Here is a 23869-nt window from a genome sequence, read left to right on the forward strand (position 1 = left end):
TCAGGCCAGGGACCGGAGGCCCGGCATGTCGTCGGGATCGTCCCACAGGAGTACCAACCGGTCTCCCCCTGCGGGTGGTTGGTGGGCGCGCGCGGCTCCCGTGGCAGCGCCGGCGGCCGCCCGGCGCACCTCCCGCACGCGTGCGGGCAGGGCGAGTACGTCCAGTGCGCCGGGGTCGGGTCGGCCGTCCGGCCCGGCCGGAGCCAGCAGGTCGAGGAGGGCGGTGGCCGGTGCGCCGCCCCCGCGCCGCCACACGGCCACCGGGAGACCGCCTTCGAGTACGGCCTCCAGCAGTCCCGCGTGCGGGGCGGCCGTGGTGTGGGCGAGCACGCAGGCGGGCTCCGGACCGGCGGCCAGTTCCATGCCGAGCGTGTCCGTGACCTCGGCGTCCGTCACGACCCGTACGGCGTCGGGGTGCCGGCCGCCCCGGTCGTGCAGCCAGCGCCAGGTGGCGTGCCACTCGGCGCGGGTGTCGGCCCGCTCGTCCGGGCAGCGCACCACCACCTGGTGGAGCAGGCCGAGGGCGCGGCGCCGGCCGGCCGGGCCGCGGGGCACCTGCCACTGGTCGAAGTCGGCGTCCAGCAGTTCGTACGGCACGTGGAACTCGACGCGGTCCACCGCCTCGTGCGCCTGCCGCCCGGCCGCGGCGCCGGGTCCCGACGCGCCGCCGACGAGGGCGAGTTGCCGTACGAGTTCCTCCCGCACCCCGTCCAGGGGCACCGGCTGCCCTTCCGACTCCCATATGTGCTCCATGCGTTCGCCCCGCAGCCACATCCGGGCCAGGAACCCGGGCTCCCCGCCGGGCGGTGTCTCCAGCCGGACGTGCAGGACCTTCCGGCGGGCCGGGGACGGGGGCGGCCGCAGCACCGGCAGGGCGAGGCGTTCGCGGGTCGCGCGCACCCAGCCCGTGAGCCGGTCCGCCCAGCGCACGTCGCCCGCGGCGGCGGCCCGGTCCGCGAGGAACCGTACGAAGGGCACGGCCAGCGGCATCCCGTCGCGCCCGCCCTGGCGTTCGTCCAGGTCCTGGACCACCTCCAGCAGGCCGTCCGCGGGCAGGCCGCCGCGCGCCGGGGTGGTGCAGCCGGCCGCTCGGAACGCCCAGGCGTAGGCCTCGTAGGCGCAGCGCGGCAGTTCGCGGCCCTCGAAGAGCTCGCCGAGCGCGTCCCAGGCCTCCTGGTCGAGTCGGGCCGCCCCGGCCGGTCCGGCGCCGGACAGCTCGTCGTCGAGGAAGGAGCAGGCGTCCCAGTTCCGGTCCACGATGAACTGGGGCAGCTGCCAGCCCTCGCCGCGTTCGCGCAGCTCCTGGAAGGAGCGGTGGATGCTGAGGGCGGCGCCGGGCAGGCCGCTGACGCTCTCCCGGACGGACCGGCCGCCGAGTTCGCCGAGCAGGGCCTCGGTGAACCGGCCGGCTCCGCGCTCGGGATCGTTCTGGGCGACCTCGCCCTCGCGGGAGGCGTAGAGCCGGAACTGCCGGCGGCCGGGCACCGTACTCCCGCCGCCGTAGTCGTTGTTGCCGAAGTTCCACCGGGCGTCGCGGGGCGCGTCGACGCGGCAGGAGTCGACGAGTGCGGCCTGGAGCGGGAAGCTGCGCTGTCGGACCAGGTCGGTGCGCCACCAGCGCAGCGCCGAGTCGAGGTTGAGGTGCCTGATCAGGCCGGTGCTGGCGTCGGCGCAGGGCAGCATCAGCTCCTGGCGCGGCCCGAGGTAGCCGTGTCCGGCCCAGAAGATCCACAGCAGGTCTCCGTCGCACTTGGGCAGCTCGTCGAGCAGCGCCGCCTTCACGTGCTGCTCGGTCGCCGGCCGGTATGCGGTGCGCAGGGCGGTCATGCCCGGGGAGTCAGGCCAGTCGAGGGCGTCGGGGTCGTCGAGCGGTGAGAGCAGCAGCCGGACGTTGCCGGGCGGCACCTCGGCCGGGCCGGTCAGCCACCGGGCGAAGCGCAGGGCGTCGCGGGCCGGGCCGCGCAGGTTCCAGCGGGGGCTGATCTCGTAGCGCTCGACGCCGGCGACGAGCGCGAAGGTGCGCTGCGGGCCGAGGGCCGGGGGCAGGAGGCCGGCGGGGGTCACCCGATCTCCGCTTCGGCCACCGCCTGTTCGATGCGCTCGTAGAGGGAGTCCTGTTTCCAGTAGGCACTGTGGCAGGCCGGGAAGGGTTGCCGGCTGCGGACCTCGTGGTCGGTGACGCGCGGGTCGCCGGGAAAGACGGGCCCGGCGAGGTAGGCGAGCACGTCGTGGCGGTCGTAGACGTTGAGCCAGCGCGGGAAGCCGTACGGGAGTTTCGCGCCGGGTTCGAGCGCGGTGAGCGCGCCGAGCTCGTAGAGGAACGGGGCCTGCGAGCCGACGGTGACCAGCAGTTCCGCTCCGGGGACGGCCTCGCCACGGGCGGCGGCGAGGGTGAGGAGGTCGACCAGGGCGATCCCGCCGAGGCTGTGGCCGATCAGTACGGTCGGTCCCGGCTCGGCGGTGATCCGGTCGTGCAGGAACTCCCGCAGCTCGCGGCCGCGGGACTGGTAGCGCAGGATGTCGCCGAGCACGGGGGTGGCGCCGACGGTGAGTGAGCCGCGCCGGGCGTTGAGCAGGGGCTGGGTGGTGACCCGCTGGGCGAGCCGGCCGAGGACGGCGGCCACGCGGGCGCCGGGAACGCGGCCGTCACCGCCGAGGCGGGTGGTGAGCAGTTCGACGAGCCGGTCGCGCTCGGCTCCGGTGCAGTCGGCCTCCTCCCCGGCGGCGGCGAGGGCGGCGGCGGTCACGGCCCGGGCGAGGGCGGTGGCCAGCTCGCGGGCCTGCGGTTCGCCCTCGGCGCGCGCCCCGGCCCGGGCGGCTTCGGCGGAGCGGGCGGTGGAGTCCAGGGCTGCGGCGAACTCGGGGGCGAGGCCGGTGCCGTTCAGCAGGGCGCCGAGCTCGTCGCCGGTGCGCGGCGGCTCGGGCGGCAGACCTTCGAGCAGCCCGAGCACCCGGGCCCCGGCGGACTGTACGCCGGGCATCGCGAAGGGGTCGTCCGCGCTGTCCCCGTCCGTGCCCTGCGGGCCCGCCTCGGCCAGGACCCGCAGCTCGCACAGCGGGTCGGCGAGCAGCAGCGCCCATGCGGCGGTTTCCGCGTCCGCGGGGTCGGGTGCGTCCTGCGGGCCGGGGCGCAGTCCCGGTACGGAGCGGCCGCCCGCGCCGAGCGTCGCGCCGAACCGGTCCCCCCAGTAGCAGGAGTCGACGACCGCCCCGGGGAATCTCGCCGTCAGCCGTTCGTGGACCTGCGCGAACAGCCGGTCGTGCCGCTCGCGCCGTACCCCCGTACCGTGAACAAAGAGAAAACGCATCGCAGCCCGGCCCCCTCGCACAGTCGTCCCCCGCCCGGCACCATAGCCCGGCACGGGGCAACAGGGCCCATGGAACGCGCAGTTCGGCCCATCGGCCGTCCGATCCGAGAGACGTCCCAGGCCGTCTCTTTCGGATCTTGTCGGCCGAGTCCGCGGCGTCCGGTGCCGTGCCCGGCAAGGCGGAGGTGCGCCCGTGTACTGGACGTACTCGGGCGCACCGACAACGCGGCCGGGGGCGGTGCCGGACGCCGCGGGCCCGGCAGGATCCGGAAGAGACGGCCTAGCCGCGCGGCACCACCGTCCCCAGGACCTGGGGCAGCGGGTACCAGTCGGCGGAGACCACCGTGGCGTGGCGTCCGGCGAGGAGTGCGAGGCGCTCGCGGGCCTGGGCCTCGGTCGGGCGGGTGGAGTCGATGGCGGGGGCGACGTTGTGGGCGTCGGTGGCGATCAGCAGGTAGTGGTTGCGGTCGTACCAGCCGGTGTCGACGGAGCCCCCGGCGTACACGCCCGCGTCCCCGTCGAAGATCACGAACCAGGGCCGCAGCGAGGCGTCGGCGTAGCGGGTGCGCGGGTCGCCCGCCTCGGCCCGGTGCACGGCCGGGAAGGCGGCGGCCCGGTCGAGCCGGCCCTGGGCGGCCAGGGAGCGCAGGTGGAGGGCGTACTCCCGGTCGGTCCAGAGGGTGTCGGAGCTGTTGCCCTCCTCCAGCGTGCCGGGAATCAGCTCCACGATGAACTTCCCGGCCAGGCCATCGCGGCCGGGCCAGGCCCCGGCGCGGGCGGCGGTATCCAGGTCGGGGTGTCCGGCCGCCAACTGGCCGGGGCGGTAGAGGGCGTCGCCGAGCTTTCCGGTCAGCAGTGCGTCGAGGTCGGCCGGGCCGCGCCCGAGGTTGGCGGCGAAGCCGTCCTTCAGCTCCAGCTTGAGGACGACCGGCCGGTGGCCGGGGTGCGCGTCGTGCCAGCTGCGGATGTCGGCGGGGCAGCCCGCGAGGTTCTGGTTGCGGGACCTGGTGCGCAGCTGGTCCGGGGTGGCGGCGTTCTCGCAGTTGTTGTCGTTGCCGAGGGGGTTGCTGTGGGAGACCCGCCAGGAGCTGCCGAAGAAGTTGGTCCACACGTCGAGTTCGAGCATGGCGGCGCCGGAGTCCAACGCGTCCGCGAAGTAGGGGTACTTGGCCTTCTCGTAGGCGTTGTGCACGCCGACACCGGTCGATCCCGCGTACGGGAGGGCATCCGGGGCCGCTGCCTGCGACCCGCCGGCGGCCGCTCCGGCCGGTGCCGTGCCCAGTACGAGGGCCAGGGCTGCCAGTCCGGCGGCCGTCGCGCCCGCCGTACGGTTGCGCATTGTCATCCTTCGGGCTCCCGTCGATCGCGTCTTCGATCATGTACATCTCAAGTCGCGGAGAGCGTAGGGGAGTTGGATGGCGCACGGAAGGCGAGAGGACGACGTGCACACGGCGGTGCGGCCGGCTGTGAGAACGGACACGTACCGTTCTCGGAACCCGAGTCGCCGCTCCCCCATCGAACGAAGAGCCGGGAAGCGTCTGGGGCGGGAGAAACACATGGTCGGCAGGGTCGACGGGCCGGAACGTGAGCGCAGACGGAGCCGGGTCCCCGCACGGGGATCCATGGTCGTCGGCCTCCTGTGCACCGTGGTCCTCGCGGGCGTCGGGTACGTCGCCTGGGAGCTGCGGGGCATCGCCGCCAACCGCGCGGACGGCGATCCGGCGCAGGGGGTCTACCAGCAGGACCCCGAACGCGCCGACAGGACGGCGGCCGCCGTCCTGGACGGGATCGTCCAGGACGCCCCGGAGCCGCCCACGGACGGCAGGGCCTTCGCCGACGACAGCGGCGCGCCGGACTGGCGGTACGCCGGGTGGCAGCCCTCCGACCCCCTGGAGGCCCGGCCCGCCCCGGCCGAACCCGCCATCGGCGCGCTCTTCTCCCCCGGCGGCGACGGCGACGGTGACCACCACTGCTCGGCCGTCGTGGTCCACTCCCCCGGCGGCGACCTGATCGCCACCGCCGCGCACTGCGTGTACGGCGGCGGCTTCCGCACCAACATCGCCTTCGCCCCCGGCTACCGGGACGGTGTCGCCCCGTACGGCATCTGGGTGCCGACCCGGATCGACGTGGACCCGCGCTGGACGGAGGACCAGGACCCCGACCACGACATCGCCTTCCTCCGGCTGCGCCGGCCCGGCTATCCCGGCCAGCGGCTGGAGGACGTCACCGGGTCCATGACCCCGAGCTTCGGCGCCGAACTGCCCGCTCCGGCACGGCTCGTGGGCTATCCGAACTTCTCCGAGCAGCCGCTGGAATGCCGGAACACCGCCGTCCCGGCCGGCCCGACGCAGGTGCGGCTGGACTGTGCGGACGTACCCAACGGCACCAGCGGCGGTCCGGTGACGACGGGCCGCAGCACCCTCATCGGGGTGATCGGCGGCCGGGACGGGGGCGGCGACGAGGAGACCTCGTACTGCGTCCGCTTCGACGACGGAGTGCGCGCCCTGTACGAGCGTTCCACCACGTCCCCCGCGCCCTGACCGACCCGCCCTGCCTGGAGGGGACCTCCGGAAAGGCCTTCCGGTTCCGGGGGGTTGCTAGGCTCGTCGGCGCAGTGCCGGGGCATCACGATCCGGGCAGCACGGGACGCAGACCGACGGGACCGCACCATGTCTCCAAAGCAGCAGCGCGGCGAGGCCACCGTCGACCTGCTCCTGACCACCGCGCTGCGGGTGTTCGCCGAGTCCGGTCAGCAGGGCTTCACGGTGAACTCGGTCGTCTCGGCCAGCGGAGTCAGCCTCGGCAGCCTCTACCACCACTTCGGCAGCTTCGACGGCCTCGCCGCCGCCCTCTACATCCGGTGCATGGACCAGCTGTGCGACGACATGGTCGCCGCCCTCACCCGGTGCCGTACGGCCCGGACGGGAGTGCGCGCATGGGTGACGGCCTATCTGACGTTCACTCAGGAGCACCGTGACGTGGCGCTGTTCCTGCACGCCTCCGCCTACTCCGGCTATCTGGTGGCGCACGCCGAGGAGATCGGCGCGGCCAAGGCGGACAAGTTCGCGGCCATCATGCAGTGGCTGGGGGTGCGCATGCAGCGCGGCGAGATCGCCCCGCTCCCGGCCCCCGTGATCGAGGTGCTGGTCATGGGCCCGCTCACCGAAGCGGCCCGGCGCTGGCTGTCCAGCACCTACGAGATCGACCTCACCGAGGCCGCCCGCTACCTCCCCGACCACATCTGGCGTTCCCTGCGCCCCGATCCCGCCTGACCCGATCCCGCCCGACCCGATCTGGGTGGTTGTCCGGCTCGTCGTCGTTCATGCCGCAGATTCTGCTGCGCCGGGGGCGGACGGGGCAGGCACGGGCCGGGGCGCCCGGGGGCAACGCGGGGGCGGACGGGATCGCATCGGGCGCCCCCGCAGCGACCCCTCGGCCCGGATCAGCGCGGCAGGGCGGCGTACGAGACCCCGGTCAGCTTCTCGGAGGCGGCCCACAGCAGCTCGCCGGACCGGTCGTCGAGGGTCCACCCGGCCCGCCAGGAGGGCGCGGGCGCCCCGCGCCAGCCGAACCGCGGTCCGATGAACGCGTCCGGCCGGACCCCGGGCGCGGTGGCCGCGTAGAGGGTGGGCAGCGCGCCCGAGGAGGTGGGCTGGGCGAGGACCGCGTTGCCGAAGGCCGCCACCCGCGAGTTGAGGGTGGGGCCCTCCAGCTTCGACGCCCCGGAGTGCAGGTTGCTGGAGGCGTAGCCGGGGTGGGCCGCGGCGGCGGTGATCGGGGAGCCGGCGGCCGTGAAGCGGCGGGACAGCTCGTGCGTGAAGAGCAGGTTGGCGGTCTTGGAGCGTCCGTAGGCGATCCAGCGCCGGTAGCCGTGCGCGCCGCCCGGGTCGGCGAGGTCCGCTGCGGCGGGGTCGATCCGCCCCAGCGCGTGGAAGCCGCTGGAGACGTTGACGATCCGGGCCCCGGGGGCGGCGGCGCGCAGGCGCGGCAGCAGCAGCCCGGTCAGGGCGAAGTGCCCGAGGTGATTGACCCCGAACTGCGTCTCGAAGCCGTCGGCGGTCCGCCCGTACGGGAGCGCCATCACACCGGCATTGTTGATCAGCAGGTCCAGGGTGCTGTGCCGGCGCCCGCAAGCAGCGGCGAACTCCCTTACGGAGGCCAGGTCCGCGAGGTCCAGCGCCATGAACTCCGCCTCGGCGCCCGGCACTTCCGCGCGCAGCCGGATCACGGCGGCCCGGCCGCGGGCCGCGCTGCGGCAGGCCAGCACGACCGAGGCGCCGCGCCGGGCCAGCTCGCGGGCGGTGATGTAGCCGATCCCGCTGTTGGCGCCGGTCACCACGGCCGTCCGGCCGCTCTGGTCGGGGATGTGCGTGGCGTTCCAGCCGGGCATGGCGACTCCCTCGTGACGCGGTGGGTTACCGAGGGTAGTCCTAGGCGGCCCCCGCGAGTGTCCGCAGGGTGCTCCCGGAGTGTCCGTACGGTGCTCCGGCGGTGTTCGGAGGGCGATCCGGCCGGGTACGGAGGGTGGGCGCGGACCCCGGATCCGCAGGCCAGTAGGCTGCGGGTCCGCCCGCTTTCCCCATCCCGTCCCCGAGGAACCGCGCAGTGAGCTCCCCGCCGCCCCCCATGCCCGTGTCGGTCGTCGGCCTCGGCGCGGACGGCTGGGCCGGGCTCTCCGGCGCCGGCCGCTCCGCGCTGTCCTCGGCCGAGGTACTGATCGGCGGGCCGCGCCAGCTGGACCTGCTGCCGGCCGTCGAGTGCGCCGGCGAGCGCGTGGCCTGGCCGAGCCCGCTGCGGCCCTCCGTGCCGAAGCTGATGGCCGAGCACGCCGGCCGCCGCATCGCGGTACTGGCCAGCGGCGACCCCATGTTCTACGGGATCGGCCGCGCCCTCGCCGAGGAGCTCGGGCCGCGGTCCCTGCGGGTCCACCCGCACCCCTCCTCGGTCTCCTACGCCTGCGCCCGGCTGGGCTGGCCGGTGGAGGACACCGAGGTGGTCACGGTGGTCGGCCGCCCGGTGGCCCGCCTGGCGGCCGCGCTCCACGAGGGGCGCCGGGTGCTGGTGCTCAGCGCCGGAGCGGGGTCCCCCCACGAGATCGCCGCCCTGCTGCGCGAGCGGGGCTTCGGCCCGACCCGGATGCGGGTGCTGGAACAGCTCGGGTCGGAGCGCGAGGACACGTACGAGGGGCACGCCGACGGCTGGGACCACGCTCCCGGCGACCCCCTGAACGTGGTGGCGCTCGACTGCCGGCGCGACCCGGCCCACGGCGCACCGCGCCTCGGCGCGACCCCCGGCCTGCCGGACACCGCCTACGAACACGACGGGCAGCTCACCAAGCGCCACGTCCGGGCCGCGACCCTGTGCGCGCTGGCCCCCGCCCCCGGCGAACTGCTGTGGGACATCGGCGGCGGCTCCGGCTCCATCGGCATCGAGTGGATGCGTACGCACCCCTCGTGCCGGGCGGTGACCGTGGAGCGCGTTCCGGAGCGGGCCGCGCGGATCGCCCGTAACGCGGCGGCGCTCGGCGTACCCGGCCTGCGCGTGGTCATCGGCGCCGCACCGGAGGCACTGGCCGATCTGCCGGCCCCGGACGCCGTCTTCATCGGCGGCGGACTGACCGCGCCCGGCCTGTTGGACGCGGCCTGGGCCGCGCTGCCGGCCGGCGGCCGGCTGGTGGTCAACACCGTCACCCTGGAGTCGGAGGCGGCGCTCACCGAGCGCTACCGGCGCCACGGCGGCGAACTGGTGAAGCTCGCCGTCGCGCACGCCGTGCCGGTCGGCGGATTCACGGGCTGGCGGCAGGCGATGCCGGTCACCCAGTGGTCAGTGACGAAGTCGGACGGCTCCATCGCCGGGTCGACCGAGGAGAAGGATCGAACATGACCGTGTACTTCATCGGTGCGGGCCCGGGCGCCGCCGACCTGATCACGGTGCGCGGTGCCCGGACCCTGGCCGCCGCCCCGGTCTGCCTGTACGCGGGCAGCCTCGTACCGCGCGAGCTGCTGGCCGAGTGCCCCGCGGACGCGCGGCTGGTCGACACCTCGCAGCTGAACCTGGACGAGATCGTCGCCGAGTGCGTACGGGCCCACGGCGCGGGCCAGGACGTGGCGCGGCTGCACTCCGGCGACCCGTCGATCTTCAGCGCCGTCGCGGAGCAGATGCGGCGGCTCGACGCGGCCGGCATCCCCTACGAGGTAGTCCCGGGCGTGCCGGCCTTCGCCGCGGCGGCCGCCGCCCTCAAGCGGGAGCTGACCGTCCCCACCGTCGGGCAGACGGTGATCCTCACCCGGATCGCCCAGCAGGCCACCCCGATGCCGCCCGGCGAGGACCTGGCCACGCTGGGCCGCAGCGGCGCGCTGCTGGTGCTGCACCTGGCCACCCGCTACGTGGACCGGGTCGTCGACGAGCTGCTCCCGCACTACGGGGCCGAGTGCCCGGTGGCGGTCGTGGCGATGGCCAGCCGCCCCGACGAACTGATCCTGCGCGGCACCCTGGCCGACATCGCCGAGCAGGTGAAGGCGCACGGCCTGGTGCGCACCGCCGTCATCATGGTGGGCCGCACGCTCGGCGCGGAGCAGTTCCGCGACAGCCACCTGTACTCGCCCGAGCGCGACCGGCATGTCTGCTGAACCGGCCCCCCTCCCCGCCCACCACGTCCTGATCCTGGGCGGCACCACGGAGGCCCGCCGCCTCGCGGAGGCGCTGGCACCCGACCCCTCCTGCCACGTGACCACCTCGCTCGCGGGCCGGGTGGCCTCGCCCGTGCTCCCGCCGGGCGACACCCGGATCGGCGGCTTCGGCGGTATCGCGGGCCTCGCGGCCTGGATCGTCTCCCACGACGTCACCCGTGTCGTCGACGCCACCCACCCCTTCGCGGAGCGGATGAGTTTCCACGCCGCCGAGGCGGAGGCGCTCACGGGGGTCCCGCTGGTGGCGCTGCGACGCCCCGGCTGGAGCCCGCGACCGGGCGACGACTGGACCTTCGTGGACTCGCTCGACGAGGCCGCCGACCGGCTGCCCGGCCTCGGCTCCCGCGCGTTCCTGACCACCGGCCGGATGGGCCTGCCCACCTTCGCGCACCTCACCGACACCTGGTTCCTGGTGCGTTCGGTGGACCCCCCGGCGGCGCCGGCGCCGCCGCACCTGGAAGTCCTGCTCGCCCGGGGCCCGTTCACCCTGGACGACGAGCGGGAGCTGATCGCCCGGCACCGGATCGACGTCCTGGTGACGAAGGACAGCGGCGGCTCGGCCACCGCCCCCAAGCTCACCGCGGCCCGCGAGGCCGGCATCCCGGTCCTCGTGGTGCGCCGCCCGGCGGTACCGGAGGGGGTACCGCAGGCGGACTCGGTCGAAACCGTCCTCGACTGGCTGCGGTCCTAAGCCGGTTCGGGGCGGGCCGTCAGCTCCGCCTGTGGAGCGCGCCGGGCGCGGAGCGGTTCCGCCCTGGGGGAAAACGGATTGCCCGGAGGGCGGGGCTCACGTTGGGTGGGAGGCATGACCGTACTGCACACCGACCGCCTCGTCCTGCGCCCATGGCGGGACTCCGACCTCGACCCGTGGGCGGAGATGAACGCCGATCCCGAGGTACGGGAGCACCTGGGCGACCCGCTCACCCGTGAGCAGAGCGAGGCCTCCATGGTGCGGTTCCGGGCCGCGTTCGATCGGCGGGGCTACGGCTGGTGGGCCGTGGAGGTCCGGGCCACGGGTGAGTTCATCGGCTTCGCGGGTATGGACGACGTGGACGACGGCATGCCGTTCACCGGGGTGGAGATCGGCTGGCGGCTCGCCCGGGCCTCCTGGGGAGTGGGCTACGCCACCGAGGCCGCGCGGGCGGTCGTGGCCCACGGCTTCGACACGCTCGGGCTCCCCGAGATCCTCGCCGTGACCACGGCCGGCAACCTCCGCTCCCAGGCGGTGATGCGGAAGATCGGGATGACCCGGAACCCGGCCGACGACTTCGACGACCCCGACGCGCCAGAAGGACCGCTGCGTCCGAACGTGCTGTTCCGGCTGGCCCGTGACGCGGCAGCGGAAGTCGGCGCGCCCGCGGCCGGCTGAGGCGCCCCGAGGCGTTCGGCCCCCGTACGCGGGCAGGCCCGGTGCGGTGTTCGCACCGGGCCTGCCTCACGTTCCGCTCGGCCTCACCCGGTCATCACGGGTAGCGGCGCGGTGTCCAGGTGATCCTGGACCCGTCGGCCCGCTCGGTGACCTGGGTCTGCGAGGAGCCGATCAGCAGGATCGTGCGCATGTCCACCTCGGACGGCTCCAGTTCGGCGAGCGTGACGACGCGCACCGACTGCTCCGGGCCGCCCACGTCGCGCGCGACGACCACCGGGGTCCCGGGCGAGCGCAGCTCCAGCAGCAGTTCGCGGGCCTGGGCCACCTGCCAGGTCCGGCTGCGCGAGCCGGGGTTGTAGAGGGCCAGCACCAGGTCGGCCGCGGCGGCCGCGCGCAGCCGTTCCGCGATGACCTCCCAGGGCTTGAGCCGGTCCGAGAGGGAGACCGTGGCGTAGTCGTGGCCGAGCGGGGCGCCGGCCGCGGCGGCCGCCGCGTTGGCCGCGGTCACCCCCGGCAGGACCCGTACCGGCACGTCCTTGTACTCCGCCTGCCCGGCCACCTCCAGGACCGCCGTGGCCATGGCGAAGACACCGGGGTCGCCGCCGGAGACCACGGCCACCCGCTGCCCGCGCCGGGCGAGGTCGAGGGCGAACTCGGCGCGCTCCGACTCCACCTTGTTGTCGGAGCCGTGCCGGATCTGGCCGGGCCTGACGGGTACCCGGTCCAGGTAGGTGGTGTAGCCGACCAGTACCTCCGCGTCGGCCAGCGCGCGCCGGGTCTGCGGGGTGAGCCACAGCGGGCCCGCCGGGCCGGTGCCGACGACCACGACCTCGCCCGGGCCGGACGGCACGCTGCCCGGGTTGCCGATGCGGCTGGGGACCACGGCGACGGCGAAGTACGGGACGGACTCCGGGTCGGTGTCGGCGAGGCGGCCGGTGCGCTCGCCGGCCATGGTGGCGCGCTCGACGTACCGGGCCTCGGCGAGCCGGCCGCTGCTCTCCATCGCGGCGCGCACGGCGGGGAAGGTCCGGCCGAGCTTCATCACGACCGCCGAGTCGGTGGCGGCGAGGCGCGCGGTGAGCTCCTCCTCGGACAGGGTGCCGGGGAGGATGGTCAGCACCTCCTCGCCCTCCACGAGCGGGGTGCCGAGCCGGGCGGCGGCGGCGCTCACCGAGGTGACGCCGGGGACGACCTCGGTCTCGTACCGGTGCGCGAGCCGCTTGTGCATGTGCATGTACGAGCTGTAGAAGAGCGGGTCGCCCTCGGCGAGGACGGCCACCGTCCGGCCGGCGTCCAGGTGGGCGGCGAGGCGGGCGGCCGCGGCCTCGTAGAACTCCTCCATCGCGCCCTGGTATCCGCCGGGGTGGTCGGTGGTCTCGGTGGTGACCGGGTAGACCAGCGGTTCCTCGACATGGTCGGCGCGCAGGTGCTTCGCGGCGATGGAGCGGGCGATGGAACGGCCGTGGCGGGCGCTGTGGTAGGCCACGACATCGGCCTCGGCGATCACCTCGACGGCGCGCAGCGTCATCAGCGACGGGTCGCCGGGGCCGAGTCCGACCCCGTACAGCCGCCCCTTGGCCTCGGCGGCGCTCATTCGGCCACGCTCGCAATGGCGTTGACGGCGGCGGCGGCCATCGCGCTGCCGCCGCGCCGGCCGCGCACGATCAGGTGGTCGAGCCCCGAGGGGTGGGCGGCGAGGGCGTCCTTGGACTCGGCGGCACCGATGAAGCCGACCGGGACCCCGATGACGGCGGCGGGGCGCGGGGCGCCCTCCTCGATCATCTCCAGCAGCCGGAACAGGGCGGTCGGCGCGTTGCCGACGGCGATCACCGAGCCCTCCAGCAGGCCGCGGTCGCGCCAGACCTCCAGGGCGGCGGCGCTGCGCGTGGTGCCCATCTTCGCGGCGAGCTCCGGTACGGCCGGGTCGGAGAGCGTGCAGATCACGTCGTTGTCGGCGGGCAGCCGCTTACGGGTGACACCGCTGGCGACCATCTGCACGTCGCACAGGATCGGCGCGCCCGCCTCCAGCGCCGCGCGGGCGCGCAGCACGACCTCGGGGGTGTACCCGAGGTCCTGCGGGAGGTCGGTCATTCCGCAGGCGTGGATCATGCGCACCGCGACCTGGGCGACCGTGTCGGGCAGCCCGGAGAGGTCCGCCTCGGCGCGGATCGTGGCAAAGGACTGGCGGTAGATGGCCGCGCCGTCCTTCTCGTACTCAAACACGGTGTACTCGCTCATTTCTTCACTACGTCGGGGTCGGTGCGGGCGTCCGCGAGTGCCGCGGCAAGTTCGGGGGGCGCTACGTCGTGGCGTACGGGGCGGCCGGGGGCGGTGATCCGGTATCCGGCGCCGGTGGCGACCAGGTCCACCCAGGCGGTGCCGCGCGGATGGCCGCAGCGGCGCTCGCAGCCGGACCAGTGCACGGGCAGCGGGCCGCGCGTCCGGTCGGCGACGGCCCGCGCATCGGCGCGTACGTCCGCGAGGGATTTCGCGCAACCGGGCCGCCCGGTACAGGCGGTGACGGTCTCCCAGGGGCTGTCGGGAGCGATGACCAGCCCGGCGTCCTCGATGCGGGCGGGGGCGTCCGCCTTCACCGAGGGCAGGATGACGCTGCGCCACGGGGTGACGCGCAGCCCGCCGTTCCCCTCCTCCGCGACCTGCGCCAGCACCCGCCACTGGGCGGAGCCGACCCGGCCGAGCGGGGGCAGCACGCACAGCGTGGCGCGGTCGTGCACGCCCGCGCCGTGGGGCCCGGGCCGGGGCGGGGCCGCGTACGGCCAGTCCACGGCGCCGACGGCAGCCGCGGCGATCCCCGCGGCGTCCAGGCGCCGGACGAACTCGGCCGTAATCAGGGCGTGTTCGGCGGGCAGTTCGGACATCCGCCAGGCCTGTGTGCCGGCTTCGGCGGCGGCGTCGAGGAAGTACCGGGCGGCCGCCAATGCGGCCCGGGGCGCGTCCGGCCCGGCCAGCTCCACGGCGTCGGCGGCCCGGCCGAGCCGGACGAGCACCCGGCCTCCGGCGCGGCCGAGGACGGTCACGTCCGGGCCGAGCGAGGCCACGTCCCCGCGCCCGTCGTCGAAGGCGAACAGGAACCGCCCGGACAGCGCGGCCGCCCAGGGGCTCGCGCACAGCAGCCGGTCGAACTCCATGGCCCGGGCGGGCGCGTCGAGGCTGTCCGGGCTCCCCGGGCCGTCAGCGCCGTCCGGGCAGTCGAGGCCGTCCAGGCCCGACATCGGCGTGGCCACGATGTTCCGTACCCGCTCGTGGCTCGGCGCGGGAAGCAGCCCGGCCCCGTCCAGCAGCTCCGCGAGCCCGCCGCCGCACCCGTCGGCCAGTCCGCGCAGTTGCACGTTGCCGCGCGAGGTGAGCTCCAGGTGCCCGTCGCCGAACCGGTCGGCGGCGAGCGCCAGCACCGAGGCCTGGCGCACCGTGAGCAGCCCGCCCGGCAGCCGGACCCGCGCCAGGAACCCGTCGTCCGCCGCGTGCAGCCGCAGCGCGCCGGGGCAGGCGTCACCGCGCTCCCGTATGACGGGTTCGTCCCGCGATGCGGGGGAAGGGGGCTGGGGCATGGCCGCGAGCATACCCACGATTACGCCCCCCGGACCTGTGTCCGTCACCACCCCGACCAGCGATTCCGGCCCCGCCGGCACGTGCGGCGCGAACCCCGGGGCAGCCCCTTGCCCTCCCGGCCCCCCTGGCATCTTTCAGCCTCGCCGGCGTTTGAGGCGCGGGGTCCGGGGCAGAGCCCCGGCAACGGCGCCGCACCCGGCACGCCACCCCGCCCACCTCGGCACGCCACCCCGCCCACCCCGGCGGGAGCCGCCCGCCACCCGCCCCTAAGATGACCTTCCGGCGGACCATACGGCCCGCCGTCGCCGAGGACGGCGACATGGGAGGAAGCCCGGTGCGATTCCGGCGCGGTCCCGCCACTGTGAACCCCGCGGAGCGATCCCGCGCCCGGGGTGAGTCAGGAACTCCCGCTGTCCTCACACTGCCCGGGGCGCGGAAACCCCGAGGAAGGCCTGCCGCCGCATGATCCTGCTGCTGTCGACGTCCGACACCGATCTGCTCAGCGCCCGCGCAGCGAACACGGCGGACGGCCCCGTCCCGTACCGGTTCGCGAACCCCTCCCGTCTCCCCCTCGACGACCTCCCCGGACTCCTCGACGGGGTCGACCTGGTCGTCGTACGCCTCCTCGGCGGCCTCCGCGCCTGGCAGGACGGCCTCGACCTGCTTCTCGCCCCCGGCCAGACCCGTCCGGTCGTCGTCCTGACCGGCGAACAGGCCCCGGACGCCCAGCTGATGGAGGCCTCCACGGTCCCCATCGGCATCGCGGCCGAGGCCCACGGCTACCTCGCCCACGGCGGCCCGGCCAACCTGGAACAGCTGGCGCGGTTCCTCTCCGACACCGTCCTGCTGACCGGCCACGGCTTCGAGCCCCCGGCCGCCTCCCCCACCTGGGGCCCGCTGGAGCGCACGCCCGGGACCACCACGGGCCCGCGGATCGCCGTGCTCTACTACCGCGCCCACCAGATGAGCGGCAACACGTCCTTCGTGCACGCCCTGTGCGACGCGATCGAGGCCCACGACGCCCGGGCTCTGCCCTTGTACGTGTCCTCCCTGCGCACCCCCGAGCCGGAGCTGATCGCCGCGCTGGAGTCGGCCGACGCGGTCGTCACCACCGTCCTCGCGGCCGGCGGCACCAAGCCCGCCACCGCCTCGGCGGGCGGCGACGACGAGTCCTGGGACGCGGGCGCGCTCGCCGGTCTCGGTGTGCCGATCCTGCAGGCCCTGTGCCTGACCGGCTCGCGCGCCGCCTGGGAGGAGAACGACGAGGGCCTGTCCCCGCTGGACGCCGCCACCCAGGTCGCGGTGCCCGAGTTCGACGGCCGCCTGATCACCGTCCCGTTCTCCTTCAAGGAGCTCGACGAGGACGGCCTGCCCGCCTACGTGGCCGACCCCGAGCGGGCCGCCCGGGTCGCGGGCATCGCCGTACGCCACGCCCGCCTGCGGCACATCGACCGCCGCGACAAGAGGGTCGCGCTGGTCCTCTCCGCGTACCCGACCAAACACTCGCGCATCGGCAACGCGGTCGGCCTGGACACCCCGGCCAGCGCCGTGGAGCTGCTGCGCACGCTCATCGCGGGCGGCTACGACTTCGGACCGACCGAGGACATCCCCGGTCTGGTCTCCGGCGACGGCGACGACCTGATCCGCGCCCTGATCGAGGCCGGCGGCCACGACCAGGACTGGCTGACCGAGGAGCAGCTGGCCCGCAACCCGGTCCGGATCCCGGCTGCCGACTACAAGCGCTGGTTCGCCGAGCTCCCGGCCGAGCTGCGCAGCAGCGTGGAGGAGCACTGGGGCGAGGCCCCCGGCAACATGTTCGTGGACCGCTCGGCGAACCCCGAGGGCGACATCGTGCTCGCGGCCCTGCGCCGCGGGAACCTGCTGATCCTCATCCAGCCGCCGCGCGGCTTCGGCGAGAACCCGATCGCGATCTACCACGACCCGGACCTGCCGCCCTCGCACCACTACCTGGCCGCGTACCGCTGGATCCAGGCTCGCGCCGAGGACGGCGGCTTCGGCGCCGACGCGATGATCCACCTGGGCAAGCACGGCAACCTGGAGTGGCTGCCGGGCAAGAACGCCGGCCTGTCCGCCGCCTGCGCGCCCGACGCGGCCCTCGGCGACCTCCCGCTCATCTACCCCTTCCTGGTCAACGACCCGGGCGAGGGCACCCAGGCCAAGCGCCGCGTGCACGCCACCCTGGTCGACCACCTGGTGCCGCCGATGGCGCGCGCGGAGTCGTACGGCGACATCGCACGGCTGGAGCAGCACCTGGACGAGTACGCCCAGATCTCCGCCATGGACCCGGCGAAGCTGCCGGCCATCCGCGCCCAGATCTGGACCCTGATCCAGGCCGCGAAGCTCGACCACGACCTCGGTCTGCAGGAGCGTCCGGACGACGACGGCTTCGACGACTTCCTGCTGCACGTCGACGGCTGGCTGTGCGAGGTCAAGGACGCCCAGATCCGCGACGGCCTGCACGTGCTGGGCGGCGCGCCGACCGGTGAGGCCCGGGTCAACCTGGTCCTCGCGATCCTGCGGGCCCGTCAGATCTGGGGCGGCACGACGGCCCTTCCGGGTCTGCGCGAGGCGCTCGGCCTGGACGAGTCCAAGGCCACCCGTACGTCCGCGGACACCGTCGAGGAGCAGGCCCGCGCCCTGGTCCAGGCGATGGAGGACGCGAACTGGTCCCTCGACGCCGTGTCCACGGTCGCGGCGGACCACCCGGCGGACGTCGCGGCGGTCCTGTCCTTCGCGGCCCGCGAGGTGGTCCCGCGCCTGGCCGGCACCACGGACGAGATCACCCACGTGGTCGCGGCCCTGGACGGCCGCTTCATCCCGGCGGGCCCGTCGGGCTCTCCGCTGCGCGGCCTGGTCAACGTCCTCCCGACGGGCCGCAACTTCTACTCGGTCGACCCGAAGGCCGTCCCCTCCCGCCTCGCGTGGGAGACGGGCCAGGCCCTGGCCGAGTCCCTGCTGACCCGCTACCGCACGGACAACGGCGAATGGCCGGCCTCCGTCGGCCTGTCCCTGTGGGGCACGAGCGCGATGCGCACCTCCGGCGACGACGTCGCCGAGGCCATGTCCCTGCTCGGCATCCGCCCGGTCTGGGACGAGGCCTCGCGCCGCGTCACCGGCCTGGAGCCGATCCCGCTCGACGAGCTGGGCCGCCCCCGCATCGACGTCACCCTCCGCATCTCGGGCTTCTTCCGCGACGCCTTCCCGCACGTCATCGGCCTGCTGGACGACGCGGTGCGCCTGGCCGCGTCCCTGGACGAGCCCGCCTCGGACAACTTCATCCGGGCGCACGCCCAGGCGGACCTGGCCGAGCACGGCGACGAGCGCCGCGCGACGACCCGTATCTTCGGCTCGCGCCCCGGCACCTACGGAGCCGGCATCCTCCAGCTGATCGACTCCCGCGACTGGCGTACGGACGCCGACCTCGCGGAGGTCTACACGGTGTGGGGCGGCTACGCGTACGGCCGCGGCCTGGAGGGCCGCCCCGCCCGGGACGAGATGGAGACGGCCTACAAGCGCATCACGGTCGCGGCGAAGAACACGGACACCCGCGAGCACGACATCGCGGACTCCGACGACTACTTCCAGTATCACGGCGGCATGGTGGCCACGGTCCGCGCCCTGCGCGGCACCGCGCCGGAGGCCTACATCGGCGACTCCACCCGCCCGGAAACGGTCAAGACCCGCACCCTGGTCGAGGAGACCAGCCGCGTCTTCCGCGCCCGCGTCGTGAACCCGAAGTGGATCGAGGCGATGCGCCGCCACGGCTACAAGGGCGCCTTCGAGCTCGCGGCGACGGTGGACTACCTCTTCGGCTACGACGCCACGACGGGCGTGGTCGCGGACTGGATGTACGACAAGCTCACCGAGACCTACGTCCTGGACCCGACGAACCGCGCCTTCCTGGAGGAGGCCAACCCCTGGGCCCTGCACGGCATCGCGGAGCGCCTGCTGGAGGCGGAGTCGCGCGGCATGTGGGAGAAGCCGGACCCGCAGATCCTCGAATCGCTGCGCCAGGTCTACCTGGACACGGAGGGCAACCTGGAGGGCGAGTCGGAGTAGTCCTCCCTCCCCCGTCACACAGGCCGTCCCCCTCACCCCGTCAGCGGGGCGAGGGGGACGGCTTCCCTCGTTTCAGGTCCACGAACCCCCGAGCGCGCGGACCCGGCACTGCGTACTACACCTTGACGGTCTGGTTCAGCGCGACGAGCGCCTGGGCCCAGCGGACGTACTTCAGCTGCCCGAAATCAGCGACGGTCTTGACCCCGAACGCCTCGTGCAGCAGCTTGCCGTCCTCGTCACTGACGCCCTTGAGCGCGGCAACGGGGGCCGCGAGCACCTCGGCGAGCGGCTTGTCGGCCCACGCCTTGTCGAGCACCTTGTCCAGATCGATGGCCATGAGTGTCCCTCTCGGAATCCCGAACCGAAATATCGGGGCAAACTTAACCCAATCCGACAATCACCCCACGCTCCGACACCCCGGGCCCGTTGCCGATCTACCGTCAGGGTCCTCGCGACCACGATGACACCAGCAGCGTCACGAGTGACGGGCGCCGCGGTCCCGCACGTCGAGCAGGCCACCCGAATCCGGATTGTCCGGTCCCGGCTCTTCAGAACGAGCAGTTTGCGACCGTCCACACGGTGGGCGAATGCAAAACGCTCGGCCGGAAAATTCCGGCCGAGCGCCTGCACAAACCGGTCGCGACCCGAGGCGCGCGTCACACACCAGCACACGTCAGCAACCGCGCGGTTCCGCGGAACCCGGATGTCAATCAGGACCGGACACCATAAGGCTTCTCAATCTTGTGCATCCGGGGTGACCGGATACTTGGCGTAGAGGTCGGCCAGGTCGCCCAGCGCCTGAGCCAGCGCCGCTTGGGCATCGCGCCGCGGCCTGTCCGCCGGGAGTTCTCCGAGCGCCTCCCGTTTGGAGCGACCTGCCGCGATCAGCTGTCCGCGGAGCGCCTGGCGCTCCGCGTCCAGATCCTCGCCCGCCATCAACAGCCGGCGGCAAACTTCCTTGACCGCATCCCAGCCTTCGGTCGCGTCGGCCCAGTCTTCGCTGAACTCCTCACCGTCGGTGGAGAATGAGCCGGCCTGGTTCAGGCGTGAGTTGTTCGAGCCGACCAGCAGCCGTCCGAGTTGATACTCCACGTTCCCGTCGGCGTGACCGCTTGCCAGCATGTCACCCAGAACCCTTGCCTTGTCGGGGGCCGGATGCTCGTGATAGTTCCAAGGCGGCATCGAATCCATTCCTTTCACCGCCCCATGAGGTCTCTCACCGATAGCCCGGACAGGGAGCCGAGCCCTCCGTCGACCCGTCCCGCTTACTGGAGATCCTGACCTCCGAGTCCCGCCCACGCTTCAAGGACCGGGAAAGCTGGGGGCCGCAATCGACCGGGGCACCGGTGCCCGGCGGCACCGGGTGGACGTGATGTTCGCGTTCAACGGCCGCGCCGAAGTGATGACCGTCAACATACTGGAGCCCGGCCTCGGCAAGGCCTCGAGGTGGGCATGTCTGTCGCCTCCACCGGCCTGGTCACCTCGGCCTGCGAGGACGAGATCAATGGCAAGGACCGGCTGGTATCTCGCTGCGCGCGGACGCCATCACCGCGAAGACGGCCGCCTGATGCCGGCGAACACACCCAGCACCGGCTCGCTGTTGATTGGCTGCGTCGGCGTACTGGGACTGCTCGCCTGGCATGATTCTGATGCGCGGGCTGGTACCGGGCCGACGACGAGACCCGTATCGGTCTCCGTCAGGCGGTCGAGACGTGCCGGGCAGGCCTTCCTATTCGTCAGAACTTTATTCGGCTGCCCCGCCAGCCCCAAACGTTGAAGCGCCTCCGCTGATCCTGAACGAGGAATGTCCGCCACGCCTGATTCACATACTCATCGACTCAACATATCTGCCAGGTGCGACACTTCCCGGACCTGCCCCGCATTCAGATGTCGTACATCACAGAGCAGGGCGGCCGTGTTGGAATGCTCCGGAGAACGGATGAGACTTGCGGTTTGGCGCAAACCGGTCAAGGATTCCAGGACGTTGAGCGGAATGCCGAGCACGACTGCGAAGCCGTTGAGGAGTTCAGTGTCGAGCTTCCTGACGCCGCGCCCCACCGCACCGATGGTCGAGGGCGATACGGATACGCCGGACATCAGGTACATCACCTGGGCGCCCGAGGACCATCCGAGATTACGAAGGGCGAGCATCCGCACAAAGAGGGAACCGAAACCGGGTGGGTACCGTTCATAAGGGCGTCGCTTCCTGAGGGAGACGGCTCGTGGCAGCTCAGGCAGAGACCGGGCCAAGTCACGCAGTTGCTGTCCGTCAGACGGGGGCAATGAGAGAGCACGCCGCACCAGTCTAGGCAGTTCGCGACCAGCTTCCTCATCGAAAAGCAATATGTCGTTCGGATTTACCATTCCTGCAACGAGAAATAGGTCGCAGCTCTGCATTCCGAGCTGCTCCGCCAGGTTTCGCAGGCCTTCTTCACCAAAGGGTCGGCCCACATCAATCGGAGTCGACCCACCTGCAGGGAGGCCGACAGCCTGCCCAATACCGGATTCCCGACCCTGAACAAGACGCGCCAGGAGCACGTCAACATCGGGATATTTCGAAAGATCCATCGCTACCGCCGTATCGGGAGGTAATCATTCGAATGTTCCATGCCTACTGGGGGCAGCTCCACAAGGCGGCCCCCAGTAGGCGATGCGAACCTAGTCCACATGCTCCCAGACATCATCGGCGAATTGCCAACCATGCTGCCGGAAGGCCCTGCGGATTACGTCCAGCAGCAGAGTAAACCCTGGGGTGTCTCTCGGCCTATAGTGCCCGGAATGATTACCAATACTGGAAATTACACCCCCGTTATCCAAGGTGCGTCCGCAGGGCGGCGGGACGCAGGACACGCCTGATGAAACGCTGTTCGCCGCGATCATCTACGTCCTCGTCAGCGGGTGTGCCTGGCGAGCGTTGCCACCGTGCTTCGGGATATCGAAGTCGACGGCCCACCGCCGGTTCTTGATCTGGTCGAGGGCCGGAGTGTGGGGCCGGCTCCACGAGGAGATCCTGCACCGCCTGGATGATGCCGGCCTGCTCGACCTGTCCCGCGCGGTCCTCGACTCCGCCCACGTACGCGCTAAAAAGGGGGCGAACTCACAGGTCCGAGCCCTGTGGACCGGGGTAAGCCGGGTTCCAAGATGCACGTCCTGTCGGACGCGAACGGACTGCCCCTCCTCGTCGGTGTCTCGGCAGCCAACACCCACGACAGCGAAGCCCTGAAGCCCATGATCACGGGTCACCAAACGAGACACGACCCTCACCGCGGACACTACTTCAAGCCCCAACGCCTACACGCAGACAAGGCCTACGACGTTCCCCACCTGCGGAAATGGTTACGCGGCAAACGCATCGGCGTGCGCATCGCCCGCAAAGGCATCGAGTCCAGCGAACGGCTGGGGCGCCGCAGATGGGTCATCGAACGCACCATGTCTTGGCTGACTGGCTACCGCCGACTCAACCACCGCTACGAACGACATCCCCGCAACTACCTGGCCTTTCTCGGCCTCGCCGCCGCCCTCTGTTGCTACAAACGGCTCGTCCGACTCACCACATAGGACACCGTCTAAGCGGGAGGGGTCCCTCGTCGGTCGGGCAGCTTCGCCGTACCAGGGTTCTCCGGGGGCCGCCAAGGCTCACCGGGTGACGCTTGCGCTCGGCCTTGGCGGCCCCCGGGGGTTCCTGGTACGCCTCCGGTGACCGGGCGGCGAGGGACCCCTCCCGCGCCCCCGACCACCCATCACCACGACGGACCCGCAGCTGCATTCGGACTCCTCCCCCTCGGAGAGAGGGCCGGGGCCTGGGGCAGAGCCCCAGAACAATCCACGCTGGTGGTGTTGCGCGCCCGGACCAGCGGGGCAGCAGGCAAGCGGGGCGGAGACAGGAGCGGGCGGCGGCCCCGAGGGGTCGGAGCGCGCGCGGGCCGCGTCAGCGGGCCGCCTTGAACCAGTAAAGAAACTCTGAACAGCTCCGCCGCCTCACGCGCGGCCTCACGCCGCCGCTGATAAGCGCCCGACATAGCTGTCCTGCCTCCGCAGCCTCGCTGATGCGGCTGACATCGACAGCAAGCCCTTTGGCGGCATCGTTCCATGGCTTCGGGGGATAACAGTCCACTGAGGTTGCCGTCGACTACCGCCGTTAGGCCCGCCGCCTCCTCCTCCAGCATGACGCCATCACCTCCTCGGCCGGACGTTCCACAACCCCGCCGACCGTCAATCAGCCCGCCGACTGTGACGACCCGCCGCCTTGTGGACGCGCGGGTTTGCTGACGTTACCGTCAACTACTGCCGTCAACGTCCTAGCGGCCCTACCGGAGGTAAATCCGATAGGGCCGCTGCGACTTATCTGAATGGGCGGATCCCAACCCCGGGAGATGAGGCAAGCCCTACCTCCCGGGGTCGACTTAGAGTTGAATCACGATTCCGATGTCGGGGTGCAGACCCTTTCTCCGGCCACTCCCGTAACGAGGTGCTCAAGAGCAGCGTCACCGCGACCTAGCAGGAATAGCCAGTTCATCAGGCCATAGACCGTCCCATCCTCGTCGATACAGAGGAAGAAATCTCCCGAGTCTTTCATGCCGACCGGAAAGAGTGAGCAATCGAAACGACGAGATATTTCCAGAAATCTATCCTCCTCACCGAGAGCCAGTTCCGGATCGATTTCGAACGGGATTCGCATGCAGGTCACCCCAGGCCCGCTGACCTGAACGCGAATCCCGCCGAATTCTCGTAGAAATTCTTCGGCTGCAACATGCATCGGGAAACCCTGCATGGAATTGCGCCATGGCGCGACATCAACCTGCCGCCCGGGGAACCACCCTGCTCTCCGGAGGGCATCGTCCGTCACGCTGGAA

At 72.7% G+C, this 23869-nt stretch carries 19 protein-coding genes and 1 riboswitch; of the genes, 8 read left to right on the plus strand and 11 right to left on the minus strand.

The genetic code is table 11. The features are described 5' to 3' along the window. The 3 genes from OG373_RS09825 to OG373_RS09835 all read right to left on the minus strand — a co-directional run bounded on the left by OG373_RS09825 (position 1) and on the right by OG373_RS09835 (position 4647). Positions 1–2064, minus strand: coding sequence for a hypothetical protein (locus OG373_RS09825; protein WP_405437530.1), 2064 nt, complete (start codon positions 2062–2064; stop codon positions 1–3). After that, positions 2061–3308, minus strand: a complete 1248-nt coding sequence (locus OG373_RS09830; protein WP_405437532.1) for a hypothetical protein — start codon at positions 3306–3308, stop codon at positions 2061–2063. The genes OG373_RS09825 and OG373_RS09830 overlap by 4 nt, the downstream gene beginning before the upstream one ends. A 280-nt stretch (positions 3309–3588) precedes the next feature. Continuing rightward, positions 3589–4647, minus strand: coding sequence for a phosphatidylinositol-specific phospholipase C domain-containing protein (locus tag OG373_RS09835; RefSeq protein ID WP_405444002.1), 1059 nt, complete (start codon positions 4645–4647; stop codon positions 3589–3591). Positions 4648–4930: 283 nt separating this feature from the next. Here OG373_RS09835 and OG373_RS09840 point away from each other — a divergent pair, with 283 nt between their 5' ends. Further along, positions 4931–5848 (plus strand): trypsin-like serine peptidase, encoded by a 918-nt coding sequence (locus OG373_RS09840; RefSeq protein WP_405437534.1) that lies wholly within the window; start codon positions 4931–4933, stop codon positions 5846–5848. Between the two features lie 129 nt (positions 5849–5977). Further along, positions 5978–6580: a TetR/AcrR family transcriptional regulator gene (locus OG373_RS09845; protein WP_405437535.1), complete on the plus strand. Its 603-nt coding sequence runs from the start codon at positions 5978–5980 to the stop codon at positions 6578–6580. Positions 6581–6750: 170 nt separating this feature from the next. Here OG373_RS09845 and OG373_RS09850 read toward each other — a convergent pair whose 3' ends face one another. Further along, on the minus strand, positions 6751–7698 hold the full coding sequence (locus OG373_RS09850) for an oxidoreductase (RefSeq protein WP_405437537.1): 948 nt from the start codon (positions 7696–7698) through the stop codon (positions 6751–6753). A 236-nt stretch (positions 7699–7934) separates the two neighbouring features. Between OG373_RS09850 and cbiE the strand changes: the two genes are divergently transcribed. The 4 genes from cbiE (at position 7935) to OG373_RS09870 (ending at position 11366) form a co-directional block, all read left to right on the plus strand. Then, entirely contained in the window at positions 7935–9191 is a 1257-nt protein-coding gene (cbiE, locus tag OG373_RS09855; RefSeq protein ID WP_405444003.1) for a precorrin-6y C5,15-methyltransferase (decarboxylating) subunit CbiE, read from the plus strand. Next, the gene (gene cobM / locus OG373_RS09860) at positions 9188–9937 is read left to right on the plus strand and encodes a precorrin-4 C(11)-methyltransferase (protein ID WP_405437539.1); all 750 of its coding nucleotides are present in this window, start codon (positions 9188–9190) and stop codon (positions 9935–9937) included. Before cbiE ends, cobM begins: the two co-directional genes overlap by 4 nt. After that, positions 9927–10688 carry a cobalt-precorrin-6A reductase gene (locus tag OG373_RS09865; protein WP_405437541.1) on the plus strand — a complete coding sequence of 254 codons (762 nt, stop codon included), beginning with the start codon at positions 9927–9929 and terminating at the stop codon, positions 10686–10688. Before cobM ends, OG373_RS09865 begins: the two co-directional genes overlap by 11 nt. A 114-nt stretch (positions 10689–10802) precedes the next feature. Next, positions 10803–11366: a GNAT family N-acetyltransferase gene (locus tag OG373_RS09870; RefSeq protein WP_405437543.1), complete on the plus strand. Its 564-nt coding sequence runs from the start codon at positions 10803–10805 to the stop codon at positions 11364–11366. Positions 11367–11460: 94 nt separating this feature from the next. On the opposite strand, the gene OG373_RS09875 is transcribed toward OG373_RS09870, so the two are convergent. The 3 genes from OG373_RS09875 to OG373_RS09885 are packed head-to-tail and all read right to left on the minus strand — an operon-like array spanning position 11461 to position 14947. Continuing rightward, positions 11461–12960 carry a precorrin-2 C(20)-methyltransferase gene (locus OG373_RS09875; protein WP_405437545.1) on the minus strand — a complete coding sequence of 500 codons (1500 nt, stop codon included), beginning with the start codon at positions 12958–12960 and terminating at the stop codon, positions 11461–11463. Continuing rightward, positions 12957–13604, minus strand: a complete 648-nt coding sequence (locus tag OG373_RS09880; protein WP_030011057.1) for a precorrin-8X methylmutase — start codon at positions 13602–13604, stop codon at positions 12957–12959. Before OG373_RS09880 ends, OG373_RS09875 begins: the two co-directional genes overlap by 4 nt. Further along, positions 13601–14947: a cobalamin biosynthesis protein CobG gene (locus OG373_RS09885; RefSeq protein ID WP_405437547.1), complete on the minus strand. Its 1347-nt coding sequence runs from the start codon at positions 14945–14947 to the stop codon at positions 13601–13603. Before OG373_RS09885 ends, OG373_RS09880 begins: the two co-directional genes overlap by 4 nt. Before the next feature lie 312 nt (positions 14948–15259). Then, positions 15260–15343, plus strand: a riboswitch (cobalamin riboswitch). A 55-nt stretch (positions 15344–15398) separates the two neighbouring features. Between OG373_RS09885 and cobN the strand changes: the two genes are divergently transcribed. Then, the gene (cobN, locus tag OG373_RS09890; protein WP_405437548.1) at positions 15399–19016 is read left to right on the plus strand and encodes a cobaltochelatase subunit CobN; all 3618 of its coding nucleotides are present in this window, start codon (positions 15399–15401) and stop codon (positions 19014–19016) included. A 115-nt stretch (positions 19017–19131) separates the two neighbouring features. Here cobN and OG373_RS09895 read toward each other — a convergent pair whose 3' ends face one another. The 3 genes from OG373_RS09895 to OG373_RS09905 all read right to left on the minus strand — a co-directional run bounded on the left by OG373_RS09895 (position 19132) and on the right by OG373_RS09905 (position 21584). Next, a complete protein-coding gene (locus OG373_RS09895) occupies positions 19132–19353 on the minus strand; it encodes a hypothetical protein (protein WP_405437550.1) in 222 nt (73 codons plus the stop codon). A 398-nt stretch (positions 19354–19751) separates the two neighbouring features. Next, the gene (locus OG373_RS09900) at positions 19752–20207 is read right to left on the minus strand and encodes a hypothetical protein (RefSeq protein WP_405437552.1); all 456 of its coding nucleotides are present in this window, start codon (positions 20205–20207) and stop codon (positions 19752–19754) included. 639 nt (positions 20208–20846) lie between these two features. Next, complete coding sequence (locus tag OG373_RS09905; RefSeq protein WP_405437554.1) at positions 20847–21584, minus strand: hypothetical protein; 738 nt, start codon at positions 21582–21584, stop codon at positions 20847–20849. Between the two features lie 220 nt (positions 21585–21804). Here OG373_RS09905 and OG373_RS09910 point away from each other — a divergent pair. Next, positions 21805–22574 (plus strand): IS5 family transposase gene (locus OG373_RS09910; protein WP_405444004.1). Its coding sequence is split into 2 segments (ribosomal slippage): positions 21805–22099 and positions 22099–22574, totalling 771 coding nucleotides; the frame shifts between segments, so codons are not numbered across the junction. A gap of 856 nt (positions 22575–23430) precedes the next feature. On the opposite strand, the gene OG373_RS09915 is transcribed toward OG373_RS09910, so the two are convergent. Beyond that, on the minus strand, positions 23431–23862 hold the full coding sequence (locus OG373_RS09915; RefSeq protein WP_405437555.1) for an SUKH-3 domain-containing protein: 432 nt from the start codon (positions 23860–23862) through the stop codon (positions 23431–23433). Between the last annotated feature and the right edge of the window lie 7 nt (positions 23863–23869).

Source organism: Streptomyces avidinii (assembly GCF_045161815.1).
GTDB classification, from domain to species: Bacteria; Actinomycetota; Actinomycetes; order Streptomycetales; family Streptomycetaceae; genus Streptomyces; species Streptomyces avidinii.